General features: G+C 71.3%; 11 protein-coding genes. 7 read left to right on the top strand and 4 right to left on the bottom strand.

Features of this window, described 5'->3' with window-relative positions:
* Positions 1-11 precede the first annotated feature (11 nt).
* A complete protein-coding gene (locus OG446_RS34140) occupies positions 12-344 on the top strand; it encodes a hypothetical protein (protein ID WP_328897658.1) in 333 nt (110 codons plus the stop codon).
* 78 nt (positions 345-422) lie between these two features.
* Here OG446_RS34140 and OG446_RS34135 read toward each other — a convergent pair whose 3' ends face one another.
* Genes OG446_RS34135 through OG446_RS34125 form a run of 3 tightly spaced genes read right to left on the bottom strand, consistent with a single transcriptional unit; the run spans position 423 to position 4,523 of the window.
* Positions 423-1,652 (bottom strand): FAD-dependent oxidoreductase, encoded by a 1,230-nt coding sequence (locus OG446_RS34135; protein WP_328897657.1) that lies wholly within the window; start codon positions 1,650-1,652, stop codon positions 423-425.
* Positions 1,649-3,070 (bottom strand): NAD(P)/FAD-dependent oxidoreductase, encoded by a 1,422-nt coding sequence (locus OG446_RS34130; protein ID WP_328897656.1) that lies wholly within the window; start codon positions 3,068-3,070, stop codon positions 1,649-1,651. The genes OG446_RS34135 and OG446_RS34130 overlap by 4 nt, the downstream gene beginning before the upstream one ends.
* A 19-nt stretch (positions 3,071-3,089) precedes the next feature.
* Positions 3,090-4,523, bottom strand: coding sequence for an FGGY family carbohydrate kinase (locus OG446_RS34125; protein ID WP_328897655.1), 1,434 nt, complete (start codon positions 4,521-4,523; stop codon positions 3,090-3,092).
* Positions 4,524-4,842: 319 nt separating this feature from the next.
* On the opposite strand from OG446_RS34125, the gene OG446_RS34120 reads away from it, so the two are divergent.
* Both OG446_RS34120 and OG446_RS34115 read left to right on the top strand, forming a co-directional pair.
* Positions 4,843-5,850, top strand: a complete 1,008-nt coding sequence (locus OG446_RS34120; protein WP_328897654.1) for a hypothetical protein — start codon at positions 4,843-4,845, stop codon at positions 5,848-5,850.
* Between the two features lie 71 nt (positions 5,851-5,921).
* Positions 5,922-7,451, top strand: a complete 1,530-nt coding sequence (locus tag OG446_RS34115) for an amino acid permease (protein WP_328897653.1) — start codon at positions 5,922-5,924, stop codon at positions 7,449-7,451.
* A gap of 58 nt (positions 7,452-7,509) precedes the next feature.
* Here the strand turns inward: OG446_RS34115 and OG446_RS34110 are convergent, their stop codons facing one another.
* Complete coding sequence (locus OG446_RS34110; RefSeq protein ID WP_328897652.1) at positions 7,510-8,280, bottom strand: sulfite exporter TauE/SafE family protein; 771 nt, start codon at positions 8,278-8,280, stop codon at positions 7,510-7,512.
* A 126-nt stretch (positions 8,281-8,406) separates the two neighbouring features.
* Between OG446_RS34110 and OG446_RS34105 the strand changes: the two genes are divergently transcribed.
* The 4 genes from OG446_RS34105 to OG446_RS34090 all read left to right on the top strand — a co-directional run bounded on the left by OG446_RS34105 (position 8,407) and on the right by OG446_RS34090 (position 12,970).
* On the top strand, positions 8,407-9,594 hold the full coding sequence (locus tag OG446_RS34105; RefSeq protein ID WP_328897651.1) for a substrate-binding domain-containing protein: 1,188 nt from the start codon (positions 8,407-8,409) through the stop codon (positions 9,592-9,594).
* 102 nt (positions 9,595-9,696) lie between these two features.
* Complete coding sequence (locus tag OG446_RS34100; protein WP_328897650.1) at positions 9,697-11,055, top strand: ABC transporter substrate-binding protein; 1,359 nt, start codon at positions 9,697-9,699, stop codon at positions 11,053-11,055.
* Between the two features lie 47 nt (positions 11,056-11,102).
* On the top strand, positions 11,103-12,098 hold the full coding sequence (locus tag OG446_RS34095) for a carbohydrate ABC transporter permease (protein ID WP_328897649.1): 996 nt from the start codon (positions 11,103-11,105) through the stop codon (positions 12,096-12,098).
* Positions 12,095-12,970, top strand: a complete 876-nt coding sequence (locus tag OG446_RS34090; protein ID WP_328897648.1) for a carbohydrate ABC transporter permease — start codon at positions 12,095-12,097, stop codon at positions 12,968-12,970. The genes OG446_RS34095 and OG446_RS34090 overlap by 4 nt, the downstream gene beginning before the upstream one ends.
* The last annotated feature ends 10 nt before the right edge of the window (positions 12,971-12,980 follow it).

The raw sequence follows: 12,980 nt of genomic DNA, 5'->3' as shown, positions 1-12,980 counted from the left end.
CATCCGGCGTCATGAGCACTTCTGACCAGGACCAGGCCGTGGACGCACCGATAGCCGTACCCGGGGAGACGGCGGAGGCCGAGGACCGGCGGCTGACGCCGCGGCAGGCGAGACGGCTGCGGATCGTCCTCTCCTCGGTCGGGATGGCCGCGATGGCTGTCGTGCTCGGGCTGCGGATCGCGAGCCGGTCCTCGGTCCTGGTGGTCGGGGTGTACGGGCTCGCGCTGATCCTGTGCGGGATCGTCATCGAGCTCAGCAGGAACGGCCGGACCCGGCTGGGCAGCTGGCTGCTGGGGGTCGGGCTGGTGGCGGCGATCGGTGCGGACTGGCTGCTGATCCCCTGAGAACCCGGCCGGTCCCGCGCCGGGCCGGTCGGCCGACGCACGCAGACGCCTACCGTGCCACCGTGCGGATCGGCCCGGTCAGCCGACACAGACGCACACCGTGCCACCGTGCGGATCGGCCCGGTCGAGCCAGTCGGCGGGCAGGTGGAAGGGGCGTCCCGGCCGGGCGGTGCGCAGCAGGCGCCGGCGGTACAGTTCGCGCCCGTCCTGACGGGCCACGAGCAGCGGGGCCGTCAACGGACGGGCGGTGCGCAGGGTGAAGCGGTTGTTCAGCGGCCGGTGGCCTTCGGGGCAGAGCAGGTTGGGGGCGATCCACTCCAGTGGTGCCGCGACGGCCAGCACGGGCCGCCCGGTCGGCCAGCCGCCGGTGGTCAGGTGGCGTCGTACGGGGGCGGCGAGGGCCCGGCCCTCCGCCGCGGCGGTGCCGGCGCTCTCCACCGCGTGGAGCAGATTGCCCGCGGCGAAGACCCCGGGGGCGTGGGTGCGGTACACGGAGTCGTACGCGGGGCCGCCGGTACCGGCGTCCAGGGGCACGTCGCCGCGGCGCGCCAGTTCGTGTTCGGGGATCCAGTCGCCGGTGAACACCACGGTGTCGCACGGCAGGGTCGTCGCACGGCCGTCCTGGTGGCGCACCGTGACCCCGGTGAGCCGGCCCCGGCCTGTCAGAGCGGTGACGGTGGTGCGGGTGAGCAGCGGGGCCGCGTGGCGCGGTGCCAGGGCGGCGGGGAGGGCCGGCGGGCGGTCGGTGACCCGGGCGACGACCTCGACTCCGGCGGTGCGCAGGGTGGCGGCCGCGGCAATGCTGACCGGTTCGTCGCCGATGATCACGGCACGGGTGCCTATGTGCTGGTGGTGGAGGTGGACGGCCTGCTGGAGTTCTCCGGTGGTGTAGACGCCCGCGGGGCGGGTGCCGGGGACGAGCCGGGCGCTGCGCGGGCGTTCGCGGGCTCCGGTGGCGAGGACGACGGCGCGTGCGGTGATCCGTTCGAGCCCGCCGGGTCCGGTGGCGTCGAGGGTGAGGGGGCCGGCCCAGCCGGTGACGGTGATGCCGGTGCGCAGGGTGGCGCCGGCCCGGGTGGCCGCGGCCGTGCAGCGGCGGGCGTACTCGGGGCCGTCCGTTCCGCCGCCGAGGCGGCCGCTGCCGAATCCGGTGTGGTGGCAGTGGCGCGGGATTCCGCCTGCGGTCTGCTCGCGTTCCAGGACCTCGACGCGTCGTACGCCGGATGCGGCGAGTTCGGCGGCGGCGCCCAGTCCGGCGGGTCCCGCTCCGACGACCAGCACGTCGACGGTCCGTTCGCGTCGGGTCATGGCCGGCTCCCCTCGATCAGTGCGCGGAGCGCGGCTCCGCAGTGGAAGCCCTGGCAGCGTCCGTTGCCGGCCCTGGTCCTGCGGGCCAGACCCGCCACGGAGCGCGGCGGGAGGGTGGAGGCGAGTGCGTCGCGGAGCTCGCCCGCGGTGACGCGTTCGCAGTGGCAGACCAGGGTGCCGTACGCCGCGTCCCGGCCGATGAGTTCCGCGTCCAGGTACGGGCGCCGGCCCGCCTCGCCGAGGCCGGGCATGGTGAGGGGGGCCGGTTCGACGGGCTCGCCCAGGTCGAGTCCGGTCCGGGCCAGGAGGGTGGTGACGTGGTCGGCGATGGCCATGGAGGCGGTCAGCCCGGTGGAGCGGATTCCGCCGACGGCGACGTAGCGGAGGCCGGGGTACTCCTGGATCCGGTAGTCCTCCTGGCCGGTGGCTGCCCGCAGCCCCGCGTAGACGGCGGTGACCTCCTCGTCGAGGAGCCGGGGCAGGATCCTGCGGCCCTTCTCCCTCAGCCGGTCGATGCCCTCCTGTGTCGACCCGGTGGCGGTCTTGTCGTCGAGTTCCTCGGCGGTGGGGCCGAGGAGGACGTTGCCGAAGACCGTCGGTGCGACCAGGACGCCCTTGCCCGCCGCCGTGGGGACGGGGAGCAGGATGTGGCGGACGAGGTCCCGGGCGAGTTTGTCGAACACGATCAGCTGGCCGCGGCGCGGGGTGACGGTGAAGACGTCGTGGCCGAGCAGGCGGTCGATCACGTCGGCGTGCAGTCCCGCGGCGTTGATCAAAAAGCGGGTGCGCAGCGGCCCGCGGCCGGTGGTCAGGGTGTGGACCGCGTCCCCGGTCTCGATGCCGAGGACCGGGCAGTCCAGGTGCAGGTGGACGCCCGCACGGACGGCCTCGGTGGCGAAGGCGAGGGGGGTGGTCCAGGGGCAGATGACGGCTTCGTCGGGGACCTCGAGACCGCCGAGTGCTCCCGGGCCGAGATGGGGTTCCCGTTCGGCGACCTCGTCGGCGTCCAGCAGCCGGGCAGCGTGGTAGCCGTTGGCTTCCGCCTTGGCCAGCAGGGCGGGCAGCGCGGCGAGTTGTTCCGCGTCCCAGGCGACGAGGAGGGCGCCGACGCGTTCGACGGGGATCCCGGTCCGTGCGGCGTACGCGGAGAGCCTGCGCTGCCCTTCGCGTACGAGACGGGCCTCCAGTGAGCCGGGTACGGCGTCGAAACCGGTGTGCAGGATCGCGGTGTTGGCCTTGGACGTGCCGTCGCCGATGTCGTCCGAGGCCTCGACGAGGGCGGTGCGCAGGGGGTGGCGGGACAGTTCGCGGGCGATGGCGGTGCCGACCACGCCCGCTCCGATGACCGTGACGTCGTACGGGGCTCCGCCGGGCGGCGTGGAAAGCGGATCACCGGCAGTCGTGACGGTGGGCGTCATCGGGCCGCTCCGGCAGGGCTCATGACCGTTCCAGGAGGGTCCCGACGGCCGCGCGGAATCCGGCGAGGCGCTCGGCCGCCTCCGCGGGGCCGATCCGTGGTTCGTACACCGCCGCCGGCTGCCAGGCGGGGACGGCCTCGGCGAGGGAGAGCCCGGGGTCGATGCCCAGCCGGGCCACGGCGCCGACGCCGAGTGCGGTCACGTCGGGCAGCGCGGAGACCTCGACGGGCCGTTGCAGCAGGTCGGCCTGGGTCTGCATGAGAAGTGCGGAGCGGGTGAGACCGCCGTCGACGCGCAGCGTGGTCAGGGGCGAGCCGAGGTCGGCCGCCACCGCGTCGGCGAGCTCCACGACCTGTGCGGCGATGCCTTCGCACAGCGCCCGCACCAGATGGCCGGCGGTCGTGTCCAGGCTCAGACCGGTCACCGAGCCGCGCAGGTCGCCGCGCCACCAGGGGGCGGCGAGTCCGGCGAGCGCCGGTACGAAGGTGACGCCACCGGAGTCGGGGACACTGCCGCCGACGGGGTCGAGGTCGGCGGCGCCGGAGATCACGTTGAGGTCGGTCAGCCAGCGGACCGCGGAGGCGGCTGTGTAGACCTGTCCGTCCAGGCAGTAGCTGGTACGTCCGCCGAGCCGCCAGGCCACGCAGCTGACGAGTCCGGAGGGGCCCCGGCGCGGTACGGCACCGGTCTGGGCGAGGAGGAACGCACCGGTGCCGTAGGTGCACTTGGCGGCTCCCGGCTCCAGGGCGCCCTGGGCCAGGAGCGCGGCCTGCTGGTCGACGAGGAGGCCGGTGAGCGGGAGTTCGCCGCCGAACGCGCGGGTGGTGCCGAACGGGCCGGCGGCGTCGACCACGGCCGGCAGCCGTTCACCGCCCAGTCCGAAGACGTCCAGGGCGGCGGGTGACCAGCCGACGTCGTCGAGATCGAGCAGCTGGGTCCGGCCGGCCGTGGCCGCGTCCGTCACGAACGCGCCGGTGAGTCGGTGGACGAGCCAGGCGTCGCTGGTCGTGACGACGCCCTCCCTGGTCAGTTCGCGGCGGATCCAGGCCATCTTGGGAGCGGCGAAGTACGGATCCAGCGGCAGCCCGGTGATCCGCTTCAACTCTTCTTCTTGTGCCGCGAGTTCACCGCAGATCCGTTCGGCCCGGCGGTCCTGCCAGACGATCGCGTCGGTGAGCGGTCTCCCCGTGTCCGGATCCCAGGCGAGCACGGTCTCACCCTGGTTGGCGAGGCCGACGGCGACCACGGGTTCGGCGGCGGCAGCCAGGGCCTGCGCCCCGGCGTCGAGGACCGAGCCGAGGAGCTCGGCGGGGTCCGCCTCGACCGCTCCCCCGGGTCCGTAGCGCGGACGCACCGGAGCAGAACCGGAACCGATCACACCCCGCTCGGGACAGATCACCAACGCCTTCGTCCCGGAGGTGCCCTGGTCCACGGCGAGTACCGGGCCTGTCATCGGGTCTCCAGCAGTACGCAAGCACGGGGCTTGAACGGAATCGTGATCTTCGGTCGCGGAATCTCAGGGTGGTGCAGCCCGGCGGCTACGTCAAGCGCCCGCAAGGCGTGCGCCCGGAACCCGGACCCGGAGTTCAACCTCCTGTTTGCACACGCGACTTGAGGAAGATCCACGATTCGTCCAGGAGAGAGGCGCGCAGGGCTCTACACTCACCGCCGAGCAACAACCGGACGCTTCACAGCAGTTCATGTTTCAACTGCTGCTTCACCCCCCACGCACCGAGGACCGATGAGACCGACACCATGCGCCGAGCACATCCATGGCCAACAGTGACTTCCGGCCGGTCTACCATCCGGCCGGCCACGACAACGAACTGCGCAGCGCGTTACAGGACTTGCGCACCGGGCGCTGGCTCTCCATGCGCGACCTGCTGGAGAGCACCCCTGACTGGCCCCTGTGGACCCAGCGGACCCAGGTACTCGGTGCGGTCGCCGCGGGATCGGACGCGGTACAGGCCTGGCTGACCGAGGAGCCCCGCAGTGTCGCGGCCGCCGTGATGCACGCCCGGGTCGCCGTGGAGCGGGCGGTCCGCGCCCGCCGTTCGGACCATCCCAGCGGGCAGGAACTGTGGCAGGAGGCCTGGGAGGCGTGCCGCTCGGCCGCCCACGCCTCGCCCGCCGACCCGGTGCCCTGGGTGTGTCTGCTGGCCCTCGCCCAACTGGACGAGCGCCAGCGGCTGGAGGAACACCGGCTGCACCCCCCTGGGCCCATGCTCTTCCCCGGGCCGTGGGGTCTGCTGGCGGAGGCGGACAAACGCGATCCGTACAACCGCGAGGCCTACCACCGCATGCTGCAGTTCGTCTACGCGCGCCGGGCCGGTGGTTCTCTCTCCGAGGCGGTCAACTTCGTCCAGTGGGCGGCGTCCTCGGCGCCCGACGGATCGGCGCTCCATGTGCTGCCGCTGTACGTGAGGGTGGAGCGCTACCGCCGCGAGCGCGGCCATGAGAAGGCGCTCGACCTGCACTGGGTCACCGAGGACGCGGAGCGCGAGGCCCTGCGCGCCCTGGAGATCTGGTTCCACCGGACCCCGCCGGCCGCGCACACCCTGCTCGATCTCAACCATCTGGCCCACGCGCTGTGGGGGTCACTCCAGTTCGTCGAGGCGGCTCCCGTGTTCCAGGAGCTCGGCCCTTACTTCACCTCGCTGCCCTGGGCGTACCGCACCCGCACGCCCAAGGACCCCGGCGGCGCCGAGGAGGTCTTCCTGCGGGCCCGCAGCCGCGCCCTCGCCGCCGCCCGCGATCCCGGCCGGGGGCCGCACGGCTGAGCGTGAAACCGCCCCCCTTCCCTGTCCTTGTGTCCCGTTTCCCCCTTGTTTCCGCTCACGGAGGTCTCCCCATGTCCCTATCCACCTCGAACCGGAAGGGCGCCGCCGCCACCCCGCCCAAGGACGAGGAGCAGCGGCTGCGCGAACTCGGCTACCAGCCGGTGCTGGCCCGCCGTATGGGCGGCTTCGGCAACTTCGCCATCAGCTTCTCCGTCATCTCGATCCTGTCCGGCTGCATGACCCTGTACGGATTCGGCATGTCCACCGGCGGGCCGTCGGTGATGCTGTGGGGCTGGGCCGGCGTCGGTCTGTTCGTACTCTGCGTCGGCATGGCGCTCGCCGAGGTCACCAGCGCCTACCCGACCTCCGGGGCCCTGTACTACATGGCGGACCGGCTCGGCGGCCGCAAGTGGGGCTGGTACACCGGCTGGCTGAACCTGCTCGGGCTGCTCGGTGCGATCGCCGGCATCGACTACGGCGCCGCGCTGTTCACCGGTGCGCTGATGAACCTGCAGTGGGGGTTCACCCCCACGCCCGGCAAGACAATGATCATATTCGTCTGCATCCTGCTGCTGCACGCCGTGCTGAACCTCTTCGGTGTCCGTCTCGTCAGCGTGCTCAACTCGATCAGTGTGTGGTGGCATCTGGCCGGTGTCGCGGTGATCGTGTCCGTGCTGGCGATCGTGCCCGACCACCACCAGTCGCCGTCGTTCGTCTTCACCGAGTTCGTCAATGACACCGGCTGGGAGAATCCGCTCTACGTGGCGGCGATCGGCCTGCTGCTGGCGCAGTACACGTTCTGCGGCTACGACGCCTCCGCTCACCTTTCGGAGGAGACCTCGGACGCCTCGGTCTCGGCGCCACGTGGCATCGTCCGTTCGATCTGGGTCTCGTGGCTGGCCGGATTCGTGCTGCTCGCGGGGCTGACCTTCGCGATCCAGGACTACGCGGGCACCCAGGGGAGCGCGACCGGAGTACCGCCGGCCCAGATCCTGATCGACGCGCTCGGGACCTCGGGCGCCACGGCGATGCTGCTGATCGTGATCGCCGCGCAGCTGTTCTGCGGCAACGCCGAGGTCGCCGCCACCAGCCGGATGGTGTTCGCCTTCAGCCGGGACAACGCACTGCCGGGGTCCTCGGTGTGGCGCAAGGTGAGCGCCCGCACACAGACACCGGTCAACGCGGTGTGGCTGTCGGTCGTCGTCGCCGGAGTGCTCGCCCTGCCGTCGCTGTACTCGGCGACCGCGTACGGGGCGGTGACCGCCATCAACGTCATCGGCATCACGCCCGCCTACGCGATCCCGATCTACTTGAAGCTGCGTGCGGGCGGCCGCTTCGAGCGCGGGCCCTGGCACCTGGGCCGCTGGTCGAAGCCGGTCGGCTGGATCGCCGTGGTGTGGGTCGTCTTCGTGACCGTGCTGTTCCTGCTGCCGCAGAGGTCCCCGGTGACGATCGACTCGATGAACTACGCCTCCGTCGCCCTGGTCGCCGTGCTGGTCCTGGCCACCGTGTGGTGGTTCGTCGCCCGTGGTTCGTACGGCACGCCGTCGGCGTACGGAAACGCGCGCGAGCAGGCGGAGATCGAGGAGGGCATCGTCTGACGGACGGTGTCCCGCTCATCCCCCGGCCCTTCCGGATCACCGCGATCCGGAAGGGCCGCTACGGATTCAGGAGCAGTTGCAGACCGCCGAGCACGGTGGCGGCGATGACCAGGCGTTCGAAGAGCCGCTGGTTGATGCGGTCCACGCACTTCCGGCCGATCCAGGCGCCCGGGAGGACGAACAGGAGCAGGCAGGCGTCCAGCAGCAGCGACTGCGCGTCGATCAGTCCGAGGCCCACGCTGAACGGCACCTTGGACGAGTTGACGATGAGGAAGAACCACGCGGACGTGCCGAGGAAGCCGAGCTTGCGGAACCCCGCGGAGAGCAGGTAGAGCGACATGACCGGGCCGCCCGCGTTGGCGACCATGGTGGTGAAGCCGCCGAGCACCCCGTACGAACGCGCCTTGAGCCGCTCGGCGGGCGTGGGAGCACCTGCCTCGGCGGCCGGTTCCCCGGCCGCGTTCGCGGTGCGGCGCCGCCAGACCGTGACGCCCGCCATGAAGATCAGGATCGCGCCGATGGACGTCCGTACGGCGGCGTCGCCGGCCCACATCATGAACAGCGTGCCCGCCACCACGCCCACGGCGACGGCGGGGAAGAGCCGGAGCAGGGTCGGCCAGTGCGCGTGGCGCCGGTAGGTGAGCACGGCGAGCACATCACCGGCGATGAGGATCGGGAGCAGCACTCCGGTCGACTCACGGGCGGGCAGGACCGCCGCGAAGACCGCGAGGCTGATCGTGTTGGCACCGCTGACGGCCGTCTTGGAGAAGCCGACGAGTGCGGTTGCCGCGGCCAGCGCCGCCAGTTGCCAGAGTGTGAGGGTGTCCATGCCAGGGACAGATCGTAATCCCCCTGATGTTCGACCTTGAACCAGCCCTCAGTGCCGCATGGCTATGCTGCGCTCCAAGCGCTCACGCAAAGCGCTCAAACGCACAACGCACAGGGGGCGAGCAGCATGCGGGAGCCGGTTGAACTCAGGCGTCAGCGAATCCTGGCGGTGGTGGAGTCGCGCGGTGCGGTCAAGGTCAGCGCGCTCGCGGACGAACTGGCCGTCTCCGTGGTCACGGTGCGGCGGGACGTCGAGGAGCTGGCGCGGGCGGGGCGGCTGCGGCGCGGGCACGGCGTGGCCCGGCCGGTGCGCGATCCGGCGGGGCCGCCGGCGGTGCCCGCCCCTCGGGGCGCCGATCCCGCCGGCGACGGGGGTGCGGTCGCCCTGGTCGTACCGGAGCGGCATTCGTATCTGTACGAGACACTGCACGGCGCCCGGACCGTGCTGGAGGAGGCCGGGATCCGCATCGCGCTGTACCTCGCGCCGCAGTCGGCCGACGCCGAACGGCCCCTGGTGGAGCGGGCGCTGGCGGACGGGGCGCGCGGACTGCTGATCGCCCCCCGGTGGCGCAGCGTGCTCTCCGAGGAGCTGGACTACGACTGGCTGGCGGAGACGGGGGTGCCGACCGTGCTGATGGAGCGGCGGCCCCGGCCGGGCAGCACCCTGCACGCCCTGGACTCCGTCTGTTCCGACCACTGGTACGGGACGCATCTCGCCGTGGAGCACCTGGTGTCACTGGGCCACCGCCGGATCGTGCTGGCCGCCCGGGACGACAGCCCGACGGCACGCACCGTACGCGCCGCGTTCGCCGAGATCGCGGCCGCCCACCCCGACGTCGACGACTGGACGGTGGTGCTGAGTTCGCCGGACGCGGTGCCCGGCCCCGGCCCGTCCGGGGCGGGACCGCTGCCCGGCGCCCCGTCCGGGGACAGGCATGGGAAAGGGGACGGGACCAGGGACGACGCCCCCGATCTCGATCTGACGGAGCTGCTGCGCGAACGCGGGGCCACGGCCGCGGTACTCCATGGGGACGTGGACGCGCTGATGCTGGTCCAGCGCCTGGCCGAGAGCGGGGTGCAGGTGCCCCGGGACTGCTCCGTGGTGGCGTACGACGATGTGGTCGCGGCCCTGGGCAGCACCCCGCTGACAGCGGTGGCGCCGCCCAGGGCGGAGATCGGCAGGGCGGCCGCCGAGCTTCTGCTCCACCGGCTGTCCGGAGCGGCCGGAGCGCTCGGCCCCGTGCGCCGGACGCAGGTGCTGCCCGAGTTGAAGGTGCGGGGATCGGCACAGAGGATCGCCCTCACCACGACCTGATCGTTTGACCGCTTCACTCTTCTTCTGATCGATCTATTGACCGGTACCGATCAGCCGATCAGTATTCCCCGTGTCTTCATTCAGGAGCCGCGGGAGGCGCCCATGCCCGGTCGACACAGCCGTCGATCCGTGCTCGCCACGATGACCGCACTACCGCTGGCGGGCGCGCTGAGCGCCTGCAGCGGTGGCACATCGGGGGCGGACAGCACGAGCAGGACCAGCACCGTCAGCAACAAGGGCCGGAACACGACGCACATCACCTTCTGGTCCGCCCTGCGCGGGAGCCAGGAAGTCGTGGACGCGTTCAACCGGACGCACGAGACGATCCAGGTCGACTTCCAGCAGATCCCGTCGGGACCTCAGGGCGGCTATGCGAAACTCAGCAACGCCTCCCGGGCCGGCAACGGCCCGGACATCGCGACGATCGAGTACCCCCAGCTCCCCGGGTTCGCCATCGACGGCGTCGCCCGGGACCTCACGGACCTGGTGAGCGACTCGCTGCGGTCCAAACTGCTGCCGCAGGCACTGGACCTGACCACCTTCGACAAGCGCGTCTTCAGCCTTCCGCTGGACGTGGAGCCGATGGTGATGCACTACCGCACCGACCTCTTCGAGCAGTACGGGATCGAAGTCCCGGGTACCTGGGACGAGTTCGAGAAGGCGTCCCGCACCGTGCGCCGCAGGGCCCCCGACCGCAGGTTGTCGGCCTTCGCCACGGACGGCGGGTTCCAGTTCGCCGCGTTCGCCTGGCAGGCCGGTGCCCAGTGGTTCGACACCCGCGGCGGCGCCTGGAACGTGTCGCTGGCCGACGAGCCGAGCCGGCGCGTCGCGGCGTACTGGCAACGGATGATCGACCAGGACCTGGTCTCCATGACCCCCGTGGACAGCAGGGGTTACGACGCCCTGCTCAGCGCCGGCAAGATCCTGGTCCGGCTCAGCGGCGCCTGGGACGCCGGCGCGCAGATGAAGGCCCGCCCCGGCCAGAAGGGCCAGTGGGCCGTCGCACCGCTCCCCCAGTGGAGCGCGGGGGACGCCTCGGTCGGCACCCATGGCGGCTCGACCTTCGCGGTCACGAAGGACAGCGAACACCCCGAGGCAGCACTTGAGTTCATCGAGTGGCAGGTCTCGCATCCCGACGCGCTGAGGGCCCGGCTCTCCAGCGGCGCCAGCAGCCAGTACCCGGCCGCCCCCGGTCTCGTCGCCGTCGGCCGCAAGGCTTTCGACCGCGCCTACTACAACGGCCAGGACATCTACACCCTGTTCGAGCAGGAGGCGGACAAGATCCGGGAGGGCTGGACCTGGGGGCCGCGGATGACCGCCACGCAGAAGGTGATGCAGGACGGTTTCGCCCGGGTGGGCGGCGGCCAGGGCTCGTTGCTCGAATCCGTGCGCGCGGCCCAGCGGGGCACCATGCCCGACCTCAAGGCGCTGGGCCTGTCCACCACCGAGCACAGCAGCTGAACCGTGATCCGCCCCCCTTCCCTGCAGCAGAGAGGCAGGTGACACCGATGACCAGCCCGGTCACCACGCCGGCTTCCGCCCCCGTGAGCGTCTCCGCGGCGGCGCCGGCACCCACCACGTCCCCGCGCACCGCCCGAAAGTCGGCCCGCCGCCGTGAACTCGGCGCGGCCGGCGCCCTGATGACCCCCTTCTTCATCCTTCTGGTGACGGTCTTCCTGATCCCGGTCGGCACCGCCGTCTGGCTCAGCTTCTTCAGCGACGACCAGCCGGGGCTCGGCTTCGGCCCGGAGCGCACGGTCTTCGTCGGCCTGCGCAGCTACACCGCCGTCCTGACCGACCCGACGTTCCTCAGCGGTCTGGGCACCGTCGTCCTGTACTGCGTGATCTACATCCCGCTGATGGTCGTCGGCGCGCTGGCACTGGCGCTGCTGCTGGACTCCGGCGTGGTACGGCTACGCTCCTGGGCGCAGCTCGGACTCTTCCTGCCGCACGCCGTGCCCGGCATCATCGCCGCCGTCATCTGGCTCTACCTCTACACACCGGGGCTGAGCCCGGTGATCGACCTGCTCGGCAAGGCCGACATCACGATCGACTTCCTCGGGGTGCACACGGTGGTGCCCTCGATCGTGAACATCGCTCTGTGGAGCAACCTGGGCTACAACATGGTGGTCTTCTACGCCGCCCTGCAGGCGGTGCCGCGCGAGGTCATCGAGGCGTCCGTCGTCGACGGCGCCGGACCCGTCCGCACCGCGCTCCAGATCAAGACGCCCCTGGTGCGTTCCTCCGTCGTGATGGTCGCGATGTTCACCCTGATCTTCGCGCTCCAGCTCTTCACCGAGCCGATGCTGCTGAGCCAGTCGACCCCGATGATCAGCTCGCGCTTCTCGCCCAGCATGTACATCTACGACGCCGCGTTCACCCGTAACAACTACGGTCTGGCGGCGGCCGCCTCGGTGGTACTGCTGGTGTGCACGATCGCGCTCTCGTACGGCGTGACCCGCTGGACCAACCGCTCCAACGCCGCCGAGGAGGACGCCCGATGAGCCAGGCCGCTCCCACCCGCACCGCCGCCGTCCTGCGGCCCCGGCTTCTCGGGCGCTCCGTCGTCAACCTGGTCGTCGGCATCTCCGTGCTGTACACGCTGCTGCCGGTGCTGTGGCTGGTGCTCGCCGCGTCGAAGGACCGGGACGCCCTGTTCGGCAGCGATGTGCTGTCGCTCGACCACTTCTCCTTCGCGCAGAACCTCAAGGACCTGTTCGCGACGGACGGCGGTCTGTACACCCGGTGGTACGGCAACAGCCTGCTGTACGCGGTCCTCGGCGCCGGACTCGGGGCGCTGATCAGCATCGCCTGCGGGTACGCCTTCGACAAGTACCGCTTCGCGCACAAGGAGAAGCTGTTCGGCCTCGTGCTCGCCGCGGTGATGGTGCCGCAGACCGTGCTGGCGCTGCCGCTGTATCTGATGGCGTCGGGCACCGGTCTGGTGAACACGTTCTGGTCGGTCTTCATACCGGTGCTCTTCAATCCGTTCGGTGTGTACCTCGGCCGGATCTTCAGCCAGGGCTACGTACCGAACGAGGTACTGGAAGCAGCCCGGGTCGACGGGGCCGGCGAACTGACCACGTACTTCCGGGTCGCCATGCGGATGCTGGGCCCCGGTCTCGTCACCGTGTTCCTCTTCCAGCTCACCGCGATCTGGAACAACTTCTTCCTGCCCATGGTCATGCTCTCCGACCAGGACCTCTATCCCGTCAGCCTCGGCCTGTACACGTGGAACAGCGCCGCCACCGTGTCGCCCGAGTACTACCCCGTGGTGATCATGGGTTCGCTGCTCGCGGTCCTGCCGTTGATCCTCGCCTTCGCGTTGCTCCAGCGCTTCTGGAAGTCGGGGCTCACCGCGGGCGCCGTGAAGTAGCCGTACCCCG

It is taken from the genome of Streptomyces sp. NBC_00236 (assembly GCF_036195045.1).
Classification (GTDB): Bacteria; Actinomycetota; Actinomycetes; order Streptomycetales; family Streptomycetaceae; genus Streptomyces.
Note: the sequence above shows the minus strand (reverse complement) of the source record. Positions and strands in the feature narration are given on the sequence as shown.

Bases quoted from the DNA above. Each gene is read 5' to 3' on its own strand.
- OG446_RS34140 (WP_328897658.1), top strand. From the start codon at position 12: ATGAGCACTTCTGACCAGGACCAGGCCGTGGACGCACCGATAGCCGTA.
- OG446_RS34135 (WP_328897657.1), bottom strand. From the start codon at position 1,652: ATGACCCGACGCGAACGGACCGTCGACGTGCTGGTCGTCGGAGCGGGA.
- OG446_RS34130 (WP_328897656.1), bottom strand. From the start codon at position 3,070: ATGACGCCCACCGTCACGACTGCCGGTGATCCGCTTTCCACGCCGCCC.
- OG446_RS34125 (WP_328897655.1), bottom strand. From the start codon at position 4,523: ATGACAGGCCCGGTACTCGCCGTGGACCAGGGCACCTCCGGGACGAAG.
- OG446_RS34120 (WP_328897654.1), top strand. From the start codon at position 4,843: ATGGCCAACAGTGACTTCCGGCCGGTCTACCATCCGGCCGGCCACGAC.
- OG446_RS34115 (WP_328897653.1), top strand. From the start codon at position 5,922: ATGTCCCTATCCACCTCGAACCGGAAGGGCGCCGCCGCCACCCCGCCC.
- OG446_RS34110 (WP_328897652.1), bottom strand. From the start codon at position 8,280: ATGGACACCCTCACACTCTGGCAACTGGCGGCGCTGGCCGCGGCAACC.
- OG446_RS34105 (WP_328897651.1), top strand. From the start codon at position 8,407: ATGCGGGAGCCGGTTGAACTCAGGCGTCAGCGAATCCTGGCGGTGGTG.
- OG446_RS34100 (WP_328897650.1), top strand. From the start codon at position 9,697: ATGCCCGGTCGACACAGCCGTCGATCCGTGCTCGCCACGATGACCGCA.
- OG446_RS34095 (WP_328897649.1), top strand. From the start codon at position 11,103: ATGACCAGCCCGGTCACCACGCCGGCTTCCGCCCCCGTGAGCGTCTCC.
- OG446_RS34090 (WP_328897648.1), top strand. From the start codon at position 12,095: ATGAGCCAGGCCGCTCCCACCCGCACCGCCGCCGTCCTGCGGCCCCGG.